This is a genomic window from Kitasatospora sp. NPDC059160, from assembly GCF_042755465.1.
Lineage (GTDB): Bacteria > Actinomycetota > Actinomycetes > Streptomycetales > Streptomycetaceae > Kitasatospora.
The window spans coordinates 18611-39321 of sequence record NZ_JBHZCN010000031.1 but is presented as its reverse complement, the minus strand read 5'-3'; the positions used below and the strand labels follow the sequence as shown (position 1 = coordinate 39321).

The 20711-nt window shown below is 73.8% G+C and carries 17 protein-coding genes and 1 pseudogene; 6 read left to right on the top strand and 12 right to left on the bottom strand.

Annotation, left to right across the window (positions count from 1 at the left end; translation table 11 throughout):
* Positions 1 to 178: 178 nt before the first annotated feature.
* Entirely contained in the window at positions 179 to 1090 is a 912-nt protein-coding gene (locus tag ACFXOZ_RS15620; RefSeq protein WP_375888937.1) for a menaquinone biosynthetic enzyme MqnA/MqnD family protein, read from the bottom strand.
* A 454-nt stretch (positions 1091 to 1544) separates the two neighbouring features.
* Here ACFXOZ_RS15620 and ACFXOZ_RS15615 point away from each other — a divergent pair, with 454 nt between their 5' ends.
* Positions 1545 to 1748, top strand: coding sequence for a cold-shock protein (locus ACFXOZ_RS15615; protein ID WP_030287184.1), 204 nt, complete (start codon positions 1545 to 1547; stop codon positions 1746 to 1748).
* A 236-nt stretch (positions 1749 to 1984) separates the two neighbouring features.
* Here ACFXOZ_RS15615 and ACFXOZ_RS15610 read toward each other — a convergent pair whose 3' ends face one another.
* Complete coding sequence (locus tag ACFXOZ_RS15610) at positions 1985 to 3310, bottom strand: dicarboxylate/amino acid:cation symporter (protein ID WP_380521836.1); 1326 nt, start codon at positions 3308 to 3310, stop codon at positions 1985 to 1987.
* Between the two features lie 462 nt (positions 3311 to 3772).
* Here ACFXOZ_RS15610 and ACFXOZ_RS15605 point away from each other — a divergent pair, with 462 nt between their 5' ends.
* A complete protein-coding gene (locus tag ACFXOZ_RS15605; RefSeq protein ID WP_375888930.1) occupies positions 3773 to 4981 on the top strand; it encodes an MFS transporter in 1209 nt (402 codons plus the stop codon).
* A gap of 437 nt (positions 4982 to 5418) precedes the next feature.
* On the opposite strand, the pseudogene ACFXOZ_RS15600 reads toward ACFXOZ_RS15605, so the two are convergent.
* From ACFXOZ_RS15600 to ACFXOZ_RS15580, 5 genes and pseudogenes are all read right to left on the bottom strand, one after another.
* Positions 5419 to 5916, bottom strand: a pseudogene (locus ACFXOZ_RS15600) (SdrD B-like domain-containing protein); the annotation flags it as partial.
* A gap of 300 nt (positions 5917 to 6216) precedes the next feature.
* On the bottom strand, positions 6217 to 7362 hold the full coding sequence (locus ACFXOZ_RS15595) for a LacI family DNA-binding transcriptional regulator (RefSeq protein WP_380521837.1): 1146 nt from the start codon (positions 7360 to 7362) through the stop codon (positions 6217 to 6219).
* 27 nt (positions 7363 to 7389) lie between these two features.
* On the bottom strand, positions 7390 to 7734 hold the full coding sequence (locus ACFXOZ_RS15590; RefSeq protein WP_375888924.1) for a DUF4229 domain-containing protein: 345 nt from the start codon (positions 7732 to 7734) through the stop codon (positions 7390 to 7392).
* On the bottom strand, positions 7731 to 8363 hold the full coding sequence (locus ACFXOZ_RS15585; protein WP_380590732.1) for a GNAT family N-acetyltransferase: 633 nt from the start codon (positions 8361 to 8363) through the stop codon (positions 7731 to 7733). The genes ACFXOZ_RS15590 and ACFXOZ_RS15585 overlap by 4 nt, the downstream gene beginning before the upstream one ends.
* Positions 8364 to 8635: 272 nt before the next feature.
* Positions 8636 to 9961 carry an MFS transporter gene (locus ACFXOZ_RS15580; protein WP_380399125.1) on the bottom strand — a complete coding sequence of 442 codons (1326 nt, stop codon included), beginning with the start codon at positions 9959 to 9961 and terminating at the stop codon, positions 8636 to 8638.
* Positions 9962 to 10170: 209 nt separating this feature from the next.
* Here ACFXOZ_RS15580 and ACFXOZ_RS15575 point away from each other — a divergent pair, with 209 nt between their 5' ends.
* Positions 10171 to 11142 (top strand): GlxA family transcriptional regulator, encoded by a 972-nt coding sequence (locus tag ACFXOZ_RS15575; protein ID WP_380521841.1) that lies wholly within the window; start codon positions 10171 to 10173, stop codon positions 11140 to 11142.
* Positions 11143 to 11589: 447 nt separating this feature from the next.
* Here ACFXOZ_RS15575 and ACFXOZ_RS15570 read toward each other — a convergent pair whose 3' ends face one another.
* Positions 11590 to 12063 (bottom strand): ATP-binding protein, encoded by a 474-nt coding sequence (locus tag ACFXOZ_RS15570; protein ID WP_375888915.1) that lies wholly within the window; start codon positions 12061 to 12063, stop codon positions 11590 to 11592.
* A gap of 689 nt (positions 12064 to 12752) precedes the next feature.
* Between ACFXOZ_RS15570 and ACFXOZ_RS15565 the strand changes: the two genes are divergently transcribed.
* Complete coding sequence (locus ACFXOZ_RS15565; protein ID WP_380399131.1) at positions 12753 to 13328, top strand: sigma-70 family RNA polymerase sigma factor; 576 nt, start codon at positions 12753 to 12755, stop codon at positions 13326 to 13328.
* A 37-nt stretch (positions 13329 to 13365) separates the two neighbouring features.
* On the top strand, positions 13366 to 14583 hold the full coding sequence (locus tag ACFXOZ_RS15560) for a zf-HC2 domain-containing protein (protein ID WP_380521843.1): 1218 nt from the start codon (positions 13366 to 13368) through the stop codon (positions 14581 to 14583).
* Between the two features lie 15 nt (positions 14584 to 14598).
* Here ACFXOZ_RS15560 and purU read toward each other — a convergent pair whose 3' ends face one another.
* The gene (gene purU, locus ACFXOZ_RS15555; protein ID WP_380521845.1) at positions 14599 to 15465 is read right to left on the bottom strand and encodes a formyltetrahydrofolate deformylase; all 867 of its coding nucleotides are present in this window, start codon (positions 15463 to 15465) and stop codon (positions 14599 to 14601) included.
* A gap of 114 nt (positions 15466 to 15579) precedes the next feature.
* The gene (locus ACFXOZ_RS15550) at positions 15580 to 16095 is read right to left on the bottom strand and encodes a hypothetical protein (protein WP_375888906.1); all 516 of its coding nucleotides are present in this window, start codon (positions 16093 to 16095) and stop codon (positions 15580 to 15582) included.
* A gap of 175 nt (positions 16096 to 16270) precedes the next feature.
* Between ACFXOZ_RS15550 and ACFXOZ_RS15545 the strand changes: the two genes are divergently transcribed.
* The gene (locus ACFXOZ_RS15545; protein WP_380521847.1) at positions 16271 to 17572 is read left to right on the top strand and encodes an ABC transporter substrate-binding protein; all 1302 of its coding nucleotides are present in this window, start codon (positions 16271 to 16273) and stop codon (positions 17570 to 17572) included.
* A 116-nt stretch (positions 17573 to 17688) separates the two neighbouring features.
* Here ACFXOZ_RS15545 and ACFXOZ_RS15540 read toward each other — a convergent pair whose 3' ends face one another.
* A complete protein-coding gene (locus ACFXOZ_RS15540) occupies positions 17689 to 18906 on the bottom strand; it encodes a hypothetical protein (protein ID WP_380590729.1) in 1218 nt (405 codons plus the stop codon).
* A 164-nt stretch (positions 18907 to 19070) separates the two neighbouring features.
* Positions 19071 to 20447 carry a transcriptional regulator gene (locus ACFXOZ_RS15535; protein ID WP_380399140.1) on the bottom strand — a complete coding sequence of 459 codons (1377 nt, stop codon included), beginning with the start codon at positions 20445 to 20447 and terminating at the stop codon, positions 19071 to 19073.
* Between the last annotated feature and the right edge of the window lie 264 nt (positions 20448 to 20711).

The window sequence follows — 20711 nt, the reverse complement described above, 5'->3', positions numbered from 1 at the left end:
GCCGCCCGACCCGCCCGCAGGCCGGACCGACGGCCCGACCGCCGCGCCCCGCCGGACCAGCGCGAACACCGTCCGCACCCCCGCGAACGCGCCGTCCGCACCCCACGCGAAGGGGCCGGCCGCACCACCACCGTGGTCCGGCCGGCCCCTCCCGCGGACGGCGGGACGGAGGCGGACCCTACGGCCCGACCGGCAGCGCCGCCGGCTCCAGCAGTCGCACCGTCACGTCCGGCGCGAAGCCGCTGTCGTGGGCGACCCGCCGGGCGAACTCGGCGACCCCGGCGAGCTGCCGCCCGCCGAGCGAGAAGTCGAGCGCCTCGCTGAAGTACCGCTCCAGCACGTCCGCCCCGATGGTCTCCCAACGGGCGGCCTGCTCGGCCACCTTGGCGGCCTCGACCAGCGAGAGGTCCCGCGACTCCAGGAAGGCCCGGTGGACGGCCGCGGTGAGCTCGGGGCAGCGTTCGGCGAACTCGCGGCGCACGGCCCAGACCGCGAAGACGAACGGCAGTCCGGTCCACTCCTTCCACATCTCGCCGAGGTCGTGGACGGTCAGCCCGAGGTCGGCGGCCTGGCCGAGGTAGGCGCGCAGGGCCGGGTCGCCGATCAGGACGGCGGCGTCGGCCTCGGCGAGCATCGCGCTGAGGTCCGGGGGGCAGGTGAAGTAGTCGGGGCGCACGCCCTCCCGCTCCTCCAGGAGCAGGCGGGCGAGCCGGACGGAGGTGCGGCTGGTGGAGCCGAGGGCGACCCGGCGGCCGTCGAGGTCGGCGAGCGGCACCTTGCTCACGATCAGGCAGGACATCACCGGGCCGTCGCTGCCGACCGCGATGTCGGGCAGGACCAGCAGGTCCTCGGCGTTGCGCAGGTACTCCACGCAGGTGATCGGGCCGATGTCGAGGGAGCCGCCGACGAGCTGGTCGCTCAGCTTCTCCGGGGTGTCCTTGGTGAGGTCGAGGTCGAGCAGGTTGCCGGTCCTGGCGAGGCCCCAGTAGAGGGGGACGCAGTTCAGGAACTGAATGTGGCCGACCCTCGGCCTGACCGGGGTGGTCTCCTGGTGCTCGGGCTCCCGCGTTTGTCCGTCCGGTGCTGCCACTGCGGCGCTCCCTTGCTGTTCGTGCGCTTCCCCACGGCGCTGTTCGTGCGTTTCACCGCAGCGTATGCCTGCTGTTCGCGACGGCTCGCACCGGCCACCCGACACGCGCGCGGGCGCTTCCGGACCGGCGCGCGGGCGCCTCCCGGCGGACTCGTGCGGGCCCCCAACACGCCTGCCCGCGCCCGTAACCAGCCCCGTCGGGGGGCCTACGACACGCGTCGTCCGAAGGGCAAGTGACCCCTGGTCGTCACAGCGGCCGCATGCTAGCGTTGCCCTCAGTTGCAGTTTGATTCCCCTTGCAGTACTTGAAGCCTGCGGAGCATGTAACCGCGGGCTTTTTGTAGTTTTTCAGCAATATCGAAAAACTTCGGACTCGTCCGGAGGCAGGGCGATCAGCGCAGCGGACCGGGGACCACACGGTGTGGCCCCCGACACGCATCGCAAGGAGAACGGCATGGCTCAGGGAACCGTCAAGTGGTTCAACGCTGAGAAGGGCTTCGGCTTCATCGCCCAGGAGGGCGGCGGCCCCGACGTCTTCGTCCACTACTCCGCCATCAATGCGAACGGCTTCCGTTCGCTGGAGGAGAACCAGGCGGTCACCTTCGACGTCACCCAGGGTCCGAAGGGCCCGCAGGCGGAGAACGTCACCGCCGTCTGATCATCCTCTGATGTTCTGATCGCTCGGGACCCTTCGGGTCCGCCGGCGGCTCCCGACAGCCGTCACCATGAGCACAAGAGCAGCACCCAAGGGGGCCTGCCCATCGCGGCGGGCCCCCTGCCTTTTCCCGGCAGACGGGGAGGGGCAGGAGTAGGCCGAAGGGCCCTCCCCGTCTGCCGGGAGAGGGCCCTTCGTGTCGCACCGATCGCACCGACGATCGAACGGCGTGCCGAGGATCAGGCAGCGACCGGAACCGCGGCCTTCGGCGCGTCCTCCTCGTACAGGTCCCCGGAGGGGTTGTTGTACGCGGCCACGTCCAGGATCCGCTCCCGCGCCGCGACCACGACCGGCACGACCACCTGGCCGGCGACGTTGGTGGCGGTGCGCATCATGTCCAGGATCGGGTCGATGGCCAGCAGCAGGCCGACGCCCTCCAGCGGCAGGCCCAGGGTGGACAGGGTCAGCGTCAGCATGATGATCGCGCCGGTGAGGCCCGCGGTGGCGGCCGAGCCGACGACCGAGACGAAGGCGATCAGGATGTAGTCCTTGAGGCCCAGTTCGATGTTGTAGACCTGGGCGACGAAGATCGCGGCGACGGCCGGGTAGATCGAGGCGCAGCCGTCCATCTTGGTGGTGGCGCCGAACGGCACGGAGAACGAGGCGTACTCGCTCGGGACGCCGAGGCGCTCGGTGACGCGGCGGGTGACCGGCAGGGTGCCGACCGAGGAGCGCGAGACGAAGGCCAGCTGGATGGCGGGCCAGGCGCCCTTGAAGAAGTGCAGCGGGTTGAGGCCCGCGGCAAAGCGCAGCACCAGCGAGTAGACGACGAACAGCACCAGGGCGCAGCCGACGTAGATGTCGAGGGTCAGCGTGGCGAAGGGCTTGAGCAGGTCCCAGCCGTACTTGGCGACGGACTTGCCGATCAGGCCGAGGGTGCCGAGCGGGGAGAGCCGGATGACCCACCACAGCGCGGTCTGGGTCAGCTCCAGCACGGTCTCGCTGAGCTTGAGGACCGGCTCGGCCTTGGTGCCGAGCTTGATGATCGCGGCGCCGACCACGACCGCCATGAAGACGATCTGCAGCACGTTCACCTTGACGAAGGCGTCGACGATGTTGGTCGGGAAGATCCCGGTCAGGAAGTCGATCCAGGTGCCCTTGGAGTCGAGCGCCTTGAGGCCGTCGGTCTTGAGGTTGGTGCCCTGGCCGGGGTTGGTCAGCAGGCCCAGGCCCAGGCCGATGCCGACCGCGATCAGCGAGGTGATCATGAACCAGAGCAGCGTGCGGGTGGCCAGGCGGGCCGCGTTGGTGACGTTGCGCAGGTTGGCGACGCTCACCACGATCGCGGTGAAGACCAGCGGCGGCACGGCCAGCTTGAGCAGCTGGACGAAGATCTTGCCGATCGTCTCCAGGGTGGTGGCCAGCCAGGAGACGTCGGCGGCGCGGGCCAGGTAGCCGAGGCCGACGCCGAGCACGAGCCCGGCGACGATCTGCACCCAGAACGGTGTCTTGCGGATGCGGGTGAGCAGGGACGGCGACGAGGTCGCCTCGGGCGCTGTGGACATGGGGGTGCGACTCCGGGGGAGGGCGTTGCTGGCGGTGGGGCGGGGCGGAGGCGGCGGCACGGCTCGGGGCCGGACGGGGAGAGGTCACGAACCCCGGTCAGGGGCGTGCCGCCGCGATACAGCTCATGGCTGCGCAGCTCATGGCGCGACAACGGCGCGGGCTGTCCACAGCACCGTTCAGCGCACCCGGGCGGGCGGCGCCGGGCAGCGGGCCCGGGCCGTGCATCCGCAGTGCGTCTGAGGTGGTCACGGCCGATACGTTAGCAGTAAAGGTTTGAGATGTTCAAAGTACTTGTTTGAGATCGAGCCACGGCCACTCCCCACCCGGCAGTGAGATCCGGACACGAACGAAGCTGACGCCCCATCAGCCCCATCTTCCGGTCGGATTGACCGAACGGCAGTTATACGTATAACTTTGACGGCGTCCCCACCCTCCCCTGCCCTGACCGGAGAAGACCACCGATGGGCTACCTCGCCCTGCTCCGCGCCCCGCACGTCTCCCGACTCCTGCTCGGCACCCTGCTCGGCCGCCTGCCCGCCGGTATGACCGCCCTGGTGATCGCCCTCGCCCTGCGCGAGGCCGGCGTCCCGTACGGCCGGATCGGACTGGCCACCTCCGTGTACGCGCTCGCCGCCGCCGTCGGCGGGCCGGTGCTCGGCCGGATCGTCGACCGCACCGGCCAGCCGCGCGTCCTGCTCGCCTCCGCCGTGGTGGCCGGCGGCGGGTACGCGCTGCTCGCCCTCGCCCCCGGCTCCCCGCTCGCCGCGCCGCTCGGCGCCGCCGTCGCCGGCCTGGCGATGCCGCCGCTGGAACCCTGCCTGCGCTCGCTCTGGCCGAACGTGGTCGACGAGGAGCAGCTCGACACCGCGTACGCCTTCGACTCCGCCTCCCAGCAGATCCTCTACGTGGCCGGACCGCTGGCCGTGGCCGGGATCGCCGGCCTGTTCAGCCCGGTCGCCGCGCTCTGGGTGGCCGCCGGACTCGGACTGGCCGGTGCACTGGTGGTCGCCACCACCGCACCGGCCCGGGCCTGGCGCGCCCCCGCCCGCGACCACTCCGCCGGACTGCTCGGCCCGCTGCGCTCCCCCGGCCTGGTCCTGCTGCTGGTCGGACTCGCCGGGGCCGGCTGGGCGGTCGGCGCGCAGAACGTCCTGTTCATCGCCTACGCCGAGCAGCACGCCGACGGCCTGCCCGGCGGCGGGGGCACCCTGCTGGCGCTGGCCGCGCTCGGCGGCCTGCTCGGCGCGCTCGCCTACGGCATGGTCACCTGGCGGCAGAGCACCGCGACCCGCACCTGGCTGATGGCCCTCGCCATGGCCGCCTCCTACCTGCCGCTGGTCACCCTGCCCGGCCCGTACCCGATGGCCGCACTGGCCTTCCTCTCCGGCGTCATGCTGGCCCCGCTGCTGGCGGCCGCCTTCGTCCTGGTCGCCGAACTGGCCCCGACCGGGACGGTCACCGAGGCTTTCGCCTGGCTGGTGACCCTGTTCGCCACCGGCAACTCGCTCGGCTACGCGGTCTCCGGCCACCTCGCCGAGGGATCGCTGCGCCCGGTCGCGGTGTGCGCGGCCGGCGGGATCACCCTGGGCGGCCTGGTGCTGTTCGGCGCCCGGCGCTGGTTCCGCGGCGCGCCGGTGGCGCCGCTCGCCGAACCCGTCCCGGTGGGCTGACCCCCACCCCCACAGACGACTGCGCCCGCCGGGGTCTGGCCGGCGGGCGCAGTCATGTCCTCCGTTCGTTCGGTTACGGCGATCAGCTGTGGCGGCCCCGACAACCCCAGGCGATCACCGAGAACAGCACCCCGCTGCCGAGCGCACCGGCCGCGAGCAGCAGCGGGAGCATCCCGTTGCCACCGGTACCGGGCAACTGTCCGCCACCGTGGGTCCACGAGGGCGACGGGGTGTGCGTGGGCGTGCGCGTGTGCGTGTGCGTCGGGGGTGTGCGTCGGCGTGCCGGGCTCACTCGTGGTCGGGCTCCCGCTCGGCGACGGGCTGTGGGTCGGGCTCGGCAAGGCGGACGGCGACGGCGACGGTGACGGCGCCCCGGTCGGGGAGGGCGAGTTCGTCGGCGAAGGCGAGGGCGAGCTCGCCGGCACCACCCCCATGTCCAGGTCCAGGTCCCGCCGTCCGCCCTCCAGCCGCACCGTCCGGGTGATCCCCGCCGCCGGGTCGGCGTCCGAGTCCAGCGCCGGGTCCGTACCGGCGTGGCGCACGGTGGCCTTCGCCCCGTCCGGGATGGTCGTCAGGCCGAAGCGCACCGCGTACTCCCCGTCCGGCAGCTTGTCGAACAGGTAGTGCCCGCTCGTGTCGGTGGCGGTGGTGACGGGCTTGCCCGTCCGGTCCCGGACCGGCTGCCCCGTTCCGTCCAGCAGTGCGACCCGTACGCCCGGCACGCCGGCGGCGCCGGGCTTCTGGCTGCCGCTGCCGTCGCGGTCGAGCCAGACGAAGTCGCCGAGCGCATTGTTCGGCAGGACGGGGGCGGTCACGCCGACGCCGACCTTGGCGGGCTCGGCGGGCAGCAGCGGACTGCCGCCGGAGTCGGTGGCGGTGTAGGCGAAGCTGTTCCAGGCGAAGTCGGCGTTGCCGGCGTCGACCGAGGCGACCATCGGCCAGGTCAGGGTGAACACCCCGCCGGGCGCCAGGGTGCCGGGGCGGCGGACCCGGAACCAGGTGGTGGTGGCGGGTGCCGGGAAGGTGCTGCTCCACCGGGCGCCGGGGTCGCAGGGGCCGGGCACGGTGATGGCGCCGGTGACGCACGGGTCGGGCGAGGTGGTGTACTCGATCACCACGGTCGGGTCGCTGGAGGTCAGCGGCTGGTTTCACTCATTGGGACCATCCCGGCAGGGCGGCAGCACGAGCGGCCGTCAGGTCGCTTCCGGGTTCGGGACCTGGGACGGGTTCGGGACTTAGGACGGGGACGGAGCCGGGGCCGTCGAGGAGCGCAGCACCAGCGAGGTGGCCAGCGGCGCGACCGGTTCCACCCGCTCGCCGGCCAGCAGTCCGGCGAGCGCGGCCGCCCCCGCCCGGCCCAGCTCCTCGCCGGGCAGGTCGACGGTGGTCAGCGGCGGGGCGAGCAGCCCGGAGACGGCGACGTTGTCCATACCGACCACCGACAGGTCGTCCGGCACCCGCAACCCCCGCTCGGCGGCGGCCTGGTAGACCCCGGAGGCGACCACGTCGTCGTCGCAGATCACCGCACGCGGACGGTCCGCCCGTTCCAGCAGCTCCCCCGCCACGCTCCGCGCGGCTGCGTGACCGTCGTTCAGGCTCACACCCAACTCCACTACGTCCAGGCCGAGTTCACGCACGGCCTGTTCGAAGGCGGCCTGCCGGACCCGGAACGTATACGCGGCGTGGGTGGACCGCAGGTGCCCGATCCGGCGGTGCCCCAGAGCGGCCAGGTGCTCGACGGCGGCCCGCATCCCGCCGGCCACGTCGAGCTCGACGGTCGGGCGCGCCCGGTCGGTGCCGGGGTCGGCGTCCAGGAAGACCGCGGGGGTGTCCGACGGCAGCTCGCCGAGCTGGCTGTCGTCCGGGGAGCAGATCAGCAGACCGTCGAAGCGGCCCGCGGTGGCGGCCTCGGCCAGGGTCGCGCTGCCCCAGCCCGAGCTGACCACGACCGCCAGGCCGTGCCGGCCGGCCTCGTGGTGGACGCCCTCCAGCACCCGGCCGAAGAACGGGCCCTGGAGGTTGGGCACGGCAAGCATGATCATTCCGCTGCGGCCCAGCCGCAGCTGCCGGCCGGCGGCCTGCGGGCGGTAGCCCAGGCTGCGGGCGGCCTCACGGACCCGCGCCCGGGTCGCCTCGGAGACCCGGCGACCGGCCTCGGCGCCGGAGAAGACCAGCGACACGGTGGCCTGGGAGACCCCGGCCAGCCTGGCCACGTCCCGCCCGGTGGGCCTGCGCACGGGCGCCGGCCACGTCCCGGCGGCACGCCCGGTGCGGGTGCCGGTACCGGCGTCGATCTCGATCTCGGTCTCGGTCTCGATCTCGGCGCCGGTGTCAGTGCCGATGCCCGTGCTCGGGTGCGGATCGGCGGGTACCGCGGGCACGTTCGGCACGGCGGGGCGCGCCCCGGGTCAGCTCTGCCTGGAGGATGCCGCGCGGGCGGCGTCGTCCGCGGCGTCCTCCTCGGCGTTCTGCGCGGCGATCCGGTCGGCGGTGCGGCTGCGCATCCCGGAGACCTTGGTGGTGATCTGGGAGGACATCTCGTCGCGCTGCTTGCTCAGCAGCACGTAGCTGAGGGGCGCGGAGGCGATCGCGGCCAGCAGGAACAGGAAGATCATCCCGGACTCACCGCTCACCGGGATGACCTGGAAGTGCCCGAGCAGCAGGGCGACCAGCAGGCAGGCGAGGAAGATGCTGGCCCGCATGGAGGTGTAGCGGAGCGTGGCGTGCGACTTCTGCGGGCCGTTGCTGCTCACTGGGACACATCCTTCTGGTTCGAGCCGGGGCGGGTCTCCCAGTCAAGCATGCCTGACACCGGGCGCGGGCCAGGGGGCCGCCGTCCCTCCTCGACGGCCGGTCGGCGCAGGTCCAGCCACATGGTGACGTCGTCGCGGTCGTCCCCGGGGGCGACCCGGATCGCGGCCGGCACCCGGCCCACCTCCCGGTAGCCGCAGCGGGCATAGAAGCGCTCCAGCCCCAGGCCGCCGCGCGCGGTGAGCCGCAGCGACTCCAGGCCCCAGGCGCGGGCGACCCGCTCGGCCTCGGCGAGCAACTCGGCACCGTGGCCGAGGCCCTGGAAGTCGGGGTGCACCATGACCCGCTTGAGCATCCGCCAGTGCTCCATCGGCGCGAAACGCATCGACGCGAAGAACAGCACCCCGACCAGCCGGCCGGTCGCGCTCTCGTGCGCGACCAGGAGGCGGTCGGGGCCGTCCGGGGCGAGCCCGGCGAACTGACGGTCGGCGGTGTCCCAGACCTCCTCCTCGGTGACCGGGGCCACGAAGCCGACCGCACCGCCGGCGTTGGTCACGTCCGTCCACAGCCGGACCACGGCGGTGCGCAGGTCGGGGTCGGGCTTCGGGTCGAGGGTGAAGGTGAGCGCCATGAATGCGGAGCCTAGCCCTCCGCTCCGACGGGCCGGACGGCCATGGCGGCCCGTACGGCCGGATCAGACGCACGTCTGAACCGGGCGGACGCGTCCTGTTGGACGGACGTCCGATCCAGACGCACGGGCGGGCCGGGCGCATGGGCGGATCAGACGGACGTACCTGTCAGACGGACGTCCGTACCCGGCACCCGCACCGCCGGACGGACGTACGTGCCAGACGTACGTCCGTCCCATCCGCCCGCCCCTCCCCGCGCGCGTCCCCGCGCCCCTCAGGACAGGGCGGGCACCGCCCGGTCGCCCGACCGCCCGGTGCGCAGCGCCAGGCAGAGTCCGACCGCGACCGCGCACAGCGCGCCGGCGCCGTACCAGGTGAGGTCGTAGTTCCCGAGCGCGTCGCGGGCCAGCCCGGCCAGCCCGGCGACGACGGCCGCGCCGATCTGGTGGGCGGCGAGCACCCAGCCGAAGACGATCGGGGCGTCCTCGCCGAACTGCCGACGGCAGAGCGCGACGGTCGGCGGCACGGTCGCCACCCAGTCCAGGCCGTAGAAGACGACGAAGGCGAGGATCGGCGGGTGCAGCGAGCCGGCCAGCAGCTGCGGCAGCAGGAGCAGGGAGACGCCGCGCAGCCCGTAGTAGACGGTGAGCAGCAGCCGGGAGTCGACCCGGTCGGTGAGCCAGCCGCTGAACACGGTGCCGACCACGTCGAACACGCCGATCAGGGCGAGCAGGCTCGCGGCGGTGGTGACGGGCATGCCGTGGTCGTGCGCGGCCGGGATGAAGTGGGTGCCGACCAGGCCGGCGGTGGTGGCGCCGCAGATCGCGAAGGAGCCGGCCAGCAGCCAGAACTGCCGGGTGCGGGCGGCCTCGCGCAGCACCCGCAGTGTGCGGGCCAGGGCGCGGCCGTCCCGGGCCGGCTCGGGCGGGGCCTCGGTGGCGCCGTACGGGAGCAGGCCGAGGTCGGCGGGGCGCTCGCGCATCAGCAGCAGGACGGGCACGGCGACGGCGCTGGCCGCGAGCGAGACCACGACCACGGCCGAGCGCCAGCCGTGCTGCTCGACCAGCCAGGCGCCGACCGGCAGGAAGACCAGGTTGCCGGCCGCCCCGGCGGCGGTGAGCACTCCGGTGACCAGGCCCTGGCGGGCCTGGAACCAGCGGCCGGTGATGGTGGTGGCGAAGGCGCCGGCCATCGAGCCGCTGCCGAGACCGACCAGGACGCCCCAGCAGAGGATGAGCTGCCAGGGCTGGCGCATCAGCATGGTGAGGCCGGCGCCGACCGAGATGGTGAGCAGCGCGCAGACCACCACCAGGCGCACGCCGAAACGGTCCATCAGGGCGGCGGCGAAGGGGGCGGTGAGGCCGTAGAGGGTGAGGTTGACGGAGGTGGCGCTGGCGATCGTCGCGAGCGACCAGCCGAACTCGTTGTGCAGGGCGTCCATCATCAGGCTGGGTGTGGAGCGGAAGCCGGCCGAGCCGAGCAGGACCAGCAGGGCGACGGCGGCCACCACCCAGGCGTAGTGCACCCGGGGGCGCCGGCCGGGGGCGGGTATCGGGACGGTGGGGGGCGTGGAGGCGGCGAGGGCACTGCGTTCGGTCACGTGGACGAGTCTCCCGGGCGGGCGCCGCCCGGACGAGTGGCCCGAATGACAGCTTTCGCAAGAATCGGGCCACGCCCGGCGCGTACCCTGGCCCGGACCCCGCACCGCCCGCACGCCCGCCCGCCCGCACCGCCCGGCCGCACCGCCCGGCCGCACCGCCCGGCCGCACCCCGGGCGGGCCCCGGGCGGGCCCCCTGGAAAGGAACGGCATGACGCACCTCGTCGCGGTACTCGCCCTGCGGGGTGTGATCGCCTTCGAACTCGGCATCCCCGCGCGGATCTTCGGCAACGCCAAGGACGGCTCCGGCCGGCCGCTCTACCGGGTGGCCACCTGCACCCTGGACGGCGGACCGGTCGCCACCAGCGCCGACTTCCGGATCTCGGTCGACCACGGGCCCGAACTGCTGGAGCGGGCCGACACGGTGGTGGTCCCGGCCTCCCACGACGCCGCCCCGGACGGCGCGGACGCCGCCTTCACCCCCGAACTGGCCGCCGCCCTGCGGCGGATCCGGCCCGGTGCCCGGCTGATGTCGATCTGCACCGGCTCCTTCCTGCTGGCCGCCGCCGGTCTGCTGGACGGCCGCCCGGCCACCACCCACTGGCGCTACACCGAGCGCTTCGCCCGGGCCTTCCCGAAGGTCCGGCTGGACCCGGACGTGCTCTACACCGACGACGGCGACGTCCTGACCTCCGGCGGGGTGGCCGCCGGGGTGGACCTCTGCCTGCACGTGGTGCGCCGCGACCACGGCAGCGCGGTCGCCAACGCGGTGGCCCGCAACTGCCTGGTGCCGCCCTGGCGCGACGGTGGCCAGAAGCAGTACGTGGAGGCCCCGAGCCCGGTGGAGACCGGGGGCGCCGGCACCGCCGCCGTGCGCGCCTGGGCGCTGGAGCACCTGGACGGGCCGCTGCCGTTGAACCGGCTCGCCGAGCGGGCGGGCATGAGCGTGCGGACCTTCACCCGGCGCTTCCGCGAGGAGACCGGCGCCAGCCCCGGCCAGTGGATCACCACCCAGCGCACCGAGCGGGCCCGGCAGTTGCTGGAGCGCACGGACCTGACGATCGACCAGGTCGCCCGGGAGTCCGGTTTCGGCACCGCCGCCTCACTGCGGTTGCAGCTGCGCGGCCGATTGGACGTGGCCCCGAGCGCCTACCGGCGCACCTTCCGGACCGCCCCGCTCTGAGCAACGGCCGCACCGGGACGGGCGGGTGGAGCCGCCTGGCCGGAATTCGATCGTCCGGAGCGGGCACCACGGACGGCGGCCGGCCGCCTGCGCGCCGAGCGCAGCGTGCCGGGCCGCCGTCCGATCACGGCGCACGGGCCCTGAACCCGCGCCGGGCCCTCCGCACTCGCCGAGGAGCCGTCCGCGACCGGCAGTCCACGATCCCCCCTGCTGACGCGATCCCCCTGGACAGCAGCACCGTGACGGCGGACGGACGTTCCCTCGGCGTCCCCTCGCAACGGGAGCCGCACCCAAGCGTGATCAGTCGGATACGTCACGTCAATGGCTAGTCCGAAATTCGGAATGGTTGCGTCAGCTTTCGGCCGGTGATCGCCTTTCGGCCGGTGAGCGCCGCCGGAGGCCGCCACCGCGCCGGGTCCGCTCAGTTGCCGCGCCGGGTCCGCCCGGTCACTGCGCCAGGGCCGCCCAGTCCACGCCCGCCATCGGATCGACCGGCCGCGCCCCGGCGCCGATCTCGCACCAGACCCGCTTGCCCGAACCGTCCGGGTACCAGCCCCAGCGGTCGCAGAGCAGCTCGACCAGTTCCAGTCCGCGCCCGTTGGTGGCGTCCTCGTCCGCCCCGGCGTGCCGGGGGGCCGGGGCGGCCCGGCTCGCGTCGGCCACCTCCACCCGCAGCGGGCCGGGCGGGACGTCCTGCGCCGGGCCCTCGGCCACCGGCAGGCAGAGTCTCAGCACGGCCGGACAGCCGGTGTGCACCACGGCGTTGGTCACCAGTTCCGAGACCACCAGCACCACCGTCTCGGCCATCGGCGCGTCCGGGTCCACCCCGTGGTTCAGCAGCCGCGAGCGCACCCACCGCCGGGCCCGGCCGACCTCGGCGGGGTCCGCCTGCACCGCAAGCTGTACCTGAAGAACCTGCACCGCTCCACCACCTGCACTCGCAGTTCGGCCAACGTCCCGATCGGGCCGGATCAGCTGGCCGGCGGGGCCCTCGCACTTCGCCCGGTGCCACCCGGGACCACCGGTGCCACCTGGGACCGCCCGGGACCACCGGGGCCACCCGGTGCCCGCTCGGGCACTCGCCGACCCGTCCGCCCGCGCCACTCGCCCGCGTCAACTCGTCGGTCGTACAACGACCGCGACACGAATACGCCTCAGGATGGGTGGGCGGACGGACCGCAGCAAGCGCTTCGGGCATATTCCGGCGATCGGGGGACAGGGCAGTGCATACTGTCCCGCTCACTCTCGCGAGCCTCGCACCGGCACTCGTCCGGCCCGGGCCGACGCCGGTCCCGCGGGGCCTGTTCGGACCCGCCCTGGGCGGGAACCTACCGCCGGACGCCCCCGCCGCCCCGCCCGCCACTCGCGAACCACCCGTACGACATATGTCCAGCGGGTCTCGAACAGCGGCATCGGCATCATCATCGGCGACGGCGACGGCGACGGCGACGGCGACGGCGACGGCGGCAACCGCACCGGCACCGGCACCGGCACCGACGGCGGCGAACCACGAGACCGGGTTCCGTTCTTGCCCGAATCCCTCCCGCCGCGGACCGGCCAGGGGATACCGTTGGGTAACGCCAGCGAACCGGTCAGGAGGGTGGTTCTCGATGGCCACCCCGGACGGGATCCCGCGCTGGGACGAGCAGTTGCAGCGTCGCCTCGCCCGCGGCGAGGAGACCGCGCTCGGCGAACTGTACGACCGGCTCGCCCCGATGGTGCACGGCCTGGCAGGCCGGATACTCGCCGACCAGGCGGCCGCCGCCCAGCTCACCCGGGAGGTCTTCGCCCACGTCTGGGAGCACCCCGGGGACTTCGACCCCGCCCGGGGCTCGCTGCGCTCCTGGCTCGGCGCGCTCACCCACCGCCGCGCGGTCGAACGGCTGCGGGCGCGCCGCGGCGCCGAGCTGGCGCCGGAGCACGGCGGGGCGGCCGAGCGGGAGATCCGGGCCGTCGCCACCGCCGCGCGCATGCAGTACGTGGTCGACTCCCTGCCCCAACCCCTGCGTGAGACCATCGCGGTGACGTACTACGACGGCCGTACCTACCAGGAGACGGCCCGACTGCTCGGCATCAGCGAGCAGGCCGCCAAGCAGCGGATGCGGCTCGGCCTGGAGCTGCTGGCCACCGAACTGGCCGACGAACGCGCCCGCCAGGAGCACGGGGACGGGAACGGGGGCAGGTGAAGGTGAGCGTGCGAACCGTCGAGAGGTGCGCGGGCGGATGAGCGAGGAGCGGCACGACGCCCTGCGCTCGCTGCTCGGTGCCTGGTCCCTCGGCGCCTGCCCGCCGCGCGAGGCCGCCGAGTTGGAGCAGCACCTGCCGGCCTGCCCGGAGTGCGCCGACGAGGCGGACCGGCTGCGCGAGGCGGCCGGCTGGCTCTCCCTGGACGAGCCGCTGGACCAGCCCGGTTCGCTGCGCCAGCAGGTGCTGGACTGGTGCCTGGCCAGCCGCCCGGCCGAACTGCCCGTCCCCGCCTGGGGGATGCCGTACACCGCGGAGACCGCCAAGCTGGACGCACTCCTGCGCGACCTCGGCCCGGAGGAGTGGCAGGAGGTGGCCGAACTGCCGTGGCACGGCGGCACCGAGCTGCTGCGCCCGGCCGAGGTGCTGGGCCGGCTGACCGCGGCGGACGGCTTCCTGGCGCTCGCCCTCGGCCTGCCCGACCCGGTGCCGGCCGCCGCCGGACCCGGGCCGGTCCCGGGCGCGGAGCGGCGGGTGCCGCCGCAGGAGGCGGGCGTCCCGGCGCCGCGGGTGCCCCCGCAGGGCGGCCGGTACGCGGCGGACGCGGCGCGGACCGCCCGGCTGCTCGCCGACCAGGCCGGGCTGCCGCCCCGGTCGGTGCGCGCCCGGTGGCGGCAGCAGACCCACGACCTGGTGCGCAGCGCCGCGCTGGCGCCGCAGGGCAGCACCCCGGTCGACCTCGGCTTCGCGGTGCTACCGCTGCGCGACGCCTTCGTGGAGCGCGCCCTGGAGTGCTTCGTGCACGGCGAGGACGTGGCCCGCGCGGTGGCCTACCCGTACGCTCCGCCGGCGCCGCAGCACCTGCGGCAGATGGTGGAGCTGGTGGTCCGGCTGCTGCCGCGGGCGCTGGCGGGGCTGCGCGCGGCGCGGCCCGCGCCCGCCGGGGCGCCGTCCGGGGACGGTCGGACCGTTCGGCGGGTGCGGCTGGTGGTGGACGGTCCGGCGGCCGGCGAGTGGCTGGTGCCGCTGGACGGCGGACCGAGCGGACCGGCCGGTCCCGCCGGATCGACCTGGTCGGCGCGGTCGGCCGGTCCCGCCGCCGGGGAGCCGGTGGCCTCGATGGTGCTGGACGGCCTGGAGCTGTGCCAGTTGGCGGCCGCGCACCGGGACCCGGACCGGCTGCCGGTGGGCGAGCACGGCGACCGGGCCGCGGTGCGCGAGGTGCTGCACGCGCTGCCGCTGCTGGCGAGGCCCTGACCCGCCCCAAGGCGGCTACGCGAAGACGACCGTCCTGGTCCCGTCCAGCAGTACCCGGTGCTCGCTGTGCCACTTGACCGCGCGGGCCAGCGCCTGGCACTCGACGTCCCGGCCGAGCGCGACCAGCTGGTCCGGGCTGATGTCGTGGGTGACCCGGGCCACCTCCTGCTCGATGATCGGGCCCTCGTCGAGGTCGGCGGTGACGTAGTGCGCGGTCGCACCGATCAGCTTCACCCCGCGGGCGTGCGCCTGGTGGTACGGCTTGGCGCCCTTGAAGCTCGGCAGGAAGGAGTGGTGGATGTTGATCACGCGGCCGGACAGCTCGGTGCACAGCCGGTCGGAGAGCACCTGCATGTAGCGGGCCAGCACGACCAGTTCGACGTTCTCCTTCTCGACCAGGTCGAGCAGCTGCCGCTCCGCCTCCTCCTTGGTGTCCCGGGTGACCGGGATGTGGCGGAAGGGGACGCCGTAGCTCTCGGTGAGGTCCTGGAGGTCGGTGTGGTTGGAGACCACCGCGGCGATCTCCACCGGCAGGGCGCCGATCCGGGTGCGGTAGAGCAGGTCGTTCAGGCAGTGCCCGAACTTGCTGACCATGAGGACGATCCGCATCCGCTGCTCGGTCGGGTGGATCTGCCAGTCCATCCCGAAGGAGGCGCCGATCGCGGCGAAGCTGGCCCGCAGCTTGTCGGCGGTGACCGGCTCGGGGGCGGAGAAGTGCACCCGCATGAAGAACAGTCCGGTGTCCCCGTCCCCGAACTGCTGGCTGTCGATGATGTTGCAGCCGGTCATGAAGAGGTAGCTGGAGACAGCGTGGACGATGCCCTGCTTGTCGGGGCAGGACAGCGTGAGGACGTACTGGGCGCTGGCCGGCTGCTGTTCCACTGCGGGTATCCCGTTCTGAACTGGTGACGTGCGTGAATGGTCCAGCGTGTCACATCCTGGACAGCCGCCGCCCCGCTGCCCGTACTGCGGGACGGCACCGGCCGGTGGAACGGCTCAGACCTGGGTGAGGATGCGCAGCACGTCGAGGGACTTGGGCGTCGCGTCCGGGTCGTCCCCGTCCCCGGTGGCGAGGGCGACGTGCGCCTCGCGGGCGGCCCGGACGGTCTCGGGCCAGCCGGGGTGGCCGAGGTAGGCGGAGGCCGGGGCGTCGGCGCCGACCTCGTGCAGCATCTGGACCGCGCGCAGCACCGCGACGTCGACCAGGGCGGCCTCGGCGGAGTCGCGGAAGATGGTGCCCACGTACTTCTCGGCGGACCAGCGGTCCAGCCAGGTGTCCTCGACCAGCCGGTAGACGGCGTCGGTCACATCGCCGTAGCCCTCCCGGCCGGTGAGCCAGGCCTCGTGCTGGAAACCGGGGTCGGACAGCATGTGCAGCGCCGAGCGGAGTCGGGCTCGCCAGCGCCACCAGGGCAGGTCGTTGAGCGGCATGCCGCCCATCGTGCTGGAGCGGTGGCCCGGACGAGAAGGGTTTCGGGTGGACCGGTGCGAAGAATCTGTGCTGGCGGACATGGTGAACGATCGTACGTTCCCCGTCTGTTCGTGCTCCACTCGCGATCTACACGCGTACCGCCCCGGATTTCGGCGTCCGTTGGCCGGGCGTTCACATTTCGTCCCTCTCGGCTTGTGGCTCCGGGGCTTGGCTGTCCCCCGGTGCGCCGGATGGCGCCCCAGAGAGGGAAGACCGATGACCCGCCGAAGGGACTCGTCCCGGGCCCGTCCCACGATCAGCGGACGCCGCCCGCGCCGCCCGATCGCCGCCGCGGTGACCGCTGCGGTGCTGTTCCCCACCCTCTTCTCGGCCTCCGCGTGCGGCGGACCGGCCGGAGCCTCCACCGGCGCCGACGACCTGACCGTGATGACCTGGGCCCCGTCCGGCACCGGTTCCGCGGACCGTCCCGGCATGACCGCGCTCGCCGAGTCGATCGGCCGGGACGTCAACGTCAAGGGCGGTCTGAGCGGCCACCGGCTGCACGTGATCACCTGCAACGAGCACAACACCGCCGACGGCGCCAAGGCCTGCGCCCAGCAGGCGGTGGACGCCAAGGCGGTGGCCGTGCTCGGCTCCTACAGCCAGTGGGGCGACGCCTTCATGCCGATGCTGGAGCGCGCCGGCATCCCGCTGATCGGCGGCTACGGCCTGTCCCAGCCCGAGTTCTCCAGCCCGCTGTCCTACCCGGTGGACGGCGGCATGCCCGCGCTGATCGCGGGCAGCGGCCGGCAGTTGGTCGACGCCGGCTGCAAGGCCGTCTCGCTGATCCGCCCGGACACCCCGGCCGGCGACAACCTGCTCGGCTACCTGGGCAACGCGCTCAAGCCGGCCGGCATCAAACTGCTGGACGTCAAGGCGCCCGAGCAGTCCTCCGACTACAGCCAGGTGGTCCGCAAGGCGATCGGCCGGGACGACCCGGGCAACTGCGTCACCAGCGCCCTGGCCGCCGAGCCGACCAGCAACCTGCTGGACGCCTACCGGCGGCAGAACGTGAAGAACACCCGGATCGCCTCGGTGATCGGCAGCGTCCAGCAGTCGGTGGTCGACTCCACCGGCGGCGACTCCGGCCCGCTGGCCGGCGCGTTCGTCACCAGCTGGTACCCGCCGGAGTCGGCCAAGACCTGGGACGGGCTGCGCGCGGTGGTCCGCTCCCAGGCCACCGACGGGAACGCCATCGACGTCTCCGACCCGGGCGTGCAGACCACCTGGGTCGCCTACGAGGTGTTCCGGGTGGTGGTGGAGAAGCTCGCCGCGGCCGGCAGGCCGATCGAGGCGAAGTCGATCGACGCCCTGCTGGACAGCGGCGAGGGCATCGACGTCGGCCTCACCCCGCCGCTGAACTGGGGCACCACCAACATGCTGCCCAGCACCGAGTCGCCCCGGCTGGTCAACACCTGGGTCACCTACCAGGTGGTCAAGGGCGGCCGGATGACCTTGCAGCAGCCGGGCTTCGTGGACGTCCGCTGGGTCCTCACCGGGGCCCGCAGCCCGTCCTGATCCCTCCTCCCCGCACCGCTCCCCGCACCGCTCCCCGCACCCCGCAGCGCACCGCGTACGGCACACGGACGGACGGGCCCCGCGCGGGCCCGGCCTCCGGTGTTCCGGGGGTCCCGCTACAGGTCGCCGTCGCCGCGGCTGGGCAGGCCGGTCTGGGTGGCGATCGCGTTCCACAGGGTCGAGGCCTGCTTCTTCGCGGTGGTGGCCGTGCCGCTGGCCTGCACGGCGTTCTTGTAGTGCTGGTTGCCGGTGTCCGGCTTCTTCGGGTCGCAGGAGGACTGGGCGTCGGTCGCCCAGGCCGCGTACTCGTCGTCGGCCTGGGCCGAGGCCGTCCAGGCCGCGTTGAGCTGCTCGACCAGCTGCTGGCCGCCGGGCAGCTTGTCGGTCTTCAACTGGCCGAGCTTGGTCTGCAGCTCGCGCCGCTTGCCGGCCGCGGCGGCCAGCGCCTGCTGCGAGTCGGGCAGCTTGTCGCACTTCTGCACCGAGGCGACCGCCGAGACCACCGCGCTGCGGCTGTCGCTCGCGGTGCCCAGCAGGTCGGACAGCGGCTGCGCCTGCGCCTTGGCCTCCGGGTCGGCGGCGGCGCCGGAGCCGCTCGCGCCGGCCGCGCCGGTGGCGGTGCCCCCGGTGGCCGCGACCGGGGCGGTCTTCTGGCCGCTCTTGGTGGTGTCGTCGCCGCCGCTCATCAGCACGGCGACCAGCACGCCGGCCGCCGCGAAGCCCGCGACCACGCCGCCGATGACCAGCTTGTTGGAGGAGCGTCCACCGCGGCCGCCGCGCCCCGCCTGGGTGGCGTCCTGGTCGGGCCGGTAGCCGTCCGACCCGTAGCCGTCGGTGGCGTAGTTGTCCTGGGCATAGCCGTCCTGGGCGTAGCCGTCCGGCTGGGGGTAGCCCTGCACCGGGTAGCCCGCCTGCTGGTGCTGCTGGTGCTGCGGCAGCTGCGGCTGGGTGGCCTGCGGGTAGCCCTGGTAGCCGGGCGCGGTCTGCGGCGGGACGCCGTAGCCGGGCTGCGGCGCCGGGTAGCCGCCCTGCGGGTCGCCGGCCGGGTACGGCGGCAGGTGCTGGGTCTCGGGGGCCGGCTGGGCCTGCTGCGGGGCGCCGTAACCGGCCTGCGGCGGTGCACCCCAGGCGGGCTGCTGGGGGGGCATCGCCTGGGTCGGCGGCGCCTGCGCGCCCTCGCCGAGGTACTCGGGCTGCCCGGACGGCCGGCCCACCGGCGGCACGGCCGTGGGGCCCTGCTGCTGGCCCGGCTGGCCCTGGGGCTGGCCGGGCTCGGGGCGGAACAGGTCGTCCAGGTTGAAGTCACCCGAGTTGTACGAGCGGCGCTGACTCAACGCGATTCCTCACCTGTGCAGGACCGCGCACTGGCGGCGGACCACATCTCGTCGGTTCTTGGGAGCATCACAGTTCCTTGGACGTCGCGCCCACGCTACCGGTTCGCCTCACCGGGTGACCACGCGGGCGGGACATTCCCACACGCTCCCTGCACAGACGGTGGTCAGGCCGCCTCCGCGTCCGCCCTGGCGTGGAACTCGCGCACCACCCGCTGCTCCCGGTAGGGCTCCAGCCGGCGCCGGAACTCGTCCAGGTACTCCACGCCCCGGTTGGAGCGCAGCCCGCTGAGCAGCCGCACCGCCTGGGTGCCCGTCTCGCAGGCGCGTTCCAGGTCGCGCTGCTGGAGCTGGGCGGTGGCGAGCAGCACGAGGTCCACCGCGCGGCGGCGGACCCGGGTCGGCGGGTGCAGGTCGAGCGCCCGGCGGGCGTAGTGCTCGGCCGGCCCGGCCTGTTCGAGGTCCCGGTGGCAGTGGGCGAGTTCGTCGGCGAGGTAGGCGTCGTCGAAGTGGGCGATCCAGTCCGGGTCGTCCTCGGGGCGGCGCTTCTCCATCATCTCCAGGGCCTTGGCCGACACCGCCTCGCAGGAGCGGGCGTCGCCGAGCAGGGCGTGGCCGCGGGCCTCGGCGGCGTAGAACATCGCCATCGCCGTCGGGGTGGCCACCGTACGGGCGCCTTCCTGGGCGGCACGGGCGAGCTGGGCGATCTCCCGCGGGTTGCCGAGGGTGGCCGCCAGGTGGCTCATCGAGGCGGCCAGCACGTAGCCGCCGTAGCCGCGGTCGTCGGCGGCCTGGGCGAGCCGCAGGGCCTGGATGTAGTAGCGCTGGGCGAGCCCGGGCTGCCCGGTGTCCACCGCCATGTAGCCGGCCAGTTCGGTCAACCGGGCCACCGCGGCGAAGAGTTGGCGCCCGGTCTCCTCCCGGTAGGCGCCGCCGAGCAGGCCGGAGACCACCGAGTTGAGGTAGTGCACGACGACCGGGCGCACATGGCCGCTGCCGAAGCGGTGGTCCAGGTCGACCAGCATCGCGGTGGTGGCCTTGATCGCGGACACGTCCGTCGGGCCGACCCGGGGACCGCCGGTGCGGGCCACCACCGGGTCGGGCGGGGTGATCAGCCAGTCCCGGCTGGGCTCCACCAGCGCGGAGGCGGCGACCGTCGCCCCGGTGAGGAAGTCCCGCCGGCCGACGTCACTGCGCCACAGCTCGCACACCTGCTCCAGGGCCGCGTTCAGGGTCGGCGCGAACTGCAGCCCGATGCCGGAGCTGAGGTTCTTGCCGTCGGCCATGCCGATCTCCTCGACCGACACGCTGCGGCCGAGCTTGCGCCCGAGCGCCTCGGCGATCACGGCCGGCGCCTGACCGCGCGGCTGCTGCCCGCGCAGCCAGCGGGCGACGGAGGTCTTGTCGTAGCGCAGGTCCAGTCCGTGCTCCGCGCCGCACAGGTTGACCCTGCGGGCCAGACCGGCGTTGGAGCAACTGGCCTCCTGGATCAGTTGCTGCAGGCGCTCGTTGGGCTGTCGTGCGACGAGTGGTCTCGCGGCCATTGGGCTTCGCCTCCCCACACCCTCCGGTCCCGGCCGGCGGGCGACGATGTGCTGATCTGTTGCCGACTGTCCGACCGTCCAAGGAATCTGACACCAGGTTAGCGATCAGCAACGTCAGCGGGATACCCACGGTGACGAACCGCACCCCCCGCGCGCCCTGGGGAATGCTTCCGTGCGCCCCCGCTGCGCCTGCCTCCGCCCGCCCCAACTCGCTTGAGTCACCGGTTCGGGTGACATTGCCGGGATGCGGCCGACCGGGGCCCG

Excerpts from the sequence above, each read along its gene's own strand:
- ACFXOZ_RS15605 (WP_375888930.1), top strand. The coding sequence starts at position 3,773 with ATGGGCTACCTCGCCCTGCTCCGCGCCCCGCACGTCTCCCGACTCCTG.
- ACFXOZ_RS15575 (WP_380521841.1), top strand. The coding sequence starts at position 10,171 with ATGACGCACCTCGTCGCGGTACTCGCCCTGCGGGGTGTGATCGCCTTC.
- ACFXOZ_RS15550 (WP_375888906.1), bottom strand. The coding sequence starts at position 16,095 with ATGTCCGCCAGCACAGATTCTTCGCACCGGTCCACCCGAAACCCTTCT.
- ACFXOZ_RS15610 (WP_380521836.1), bottom strand. The coding sequence starts at position 3,310 with ATGTCCACAGCGCCCGAGGCGACCTCGTCGCCGTCCCTGCTCACCCGC.
- ACFXOZ_RS15615 (WP_030287184.1), top strand. The coding sequence starts at position 1,545 with ATGGCTCAGGGAACCGTCAAGTGGTTCAACGCTGAGAAGGGCTTCGGC.
- ACFXOZ_RS15560 (WP_380521843.1), top strand. The coding sequence starts at position 13,366 with ATGAGCGAGGAGCGGCACGACGCCCTGCGCTCGCTGCTCGGTGCCTGG.
- ACFXOZ_RS15545 (WP_380521847.1), top strand. The coding sequence starts at position 16,271 with ATGACCCGCCGAAGGGACTCGTCCCGGGCCCGTCCCACGATCAGCGGA.
- ACFXOZ_RS15535 (WP_380399140.1), bottom strand. The coding sequence starts at position 20,447 with ATGGCCGCGAGACCACTCGTCGCACGACAGCCCAACGAGCGCCTGCAG.
- ACFXOZ_RS15585 (WP_380590732.1), bottom strand. The coding sequence starts at position 8,363 with ATGGCGCTCACCTTCACCCTCGACCCGAAGCCCGACCCCGACCTGCGC.
- ACFXOZ_RS15565 (WP_380399131.1), top strand. The coding sequence starts at position 12,753 with ATGGCCACCCCGGACGGGATCCCGCGCTGGGACGAGCAGTTGCAGCGT.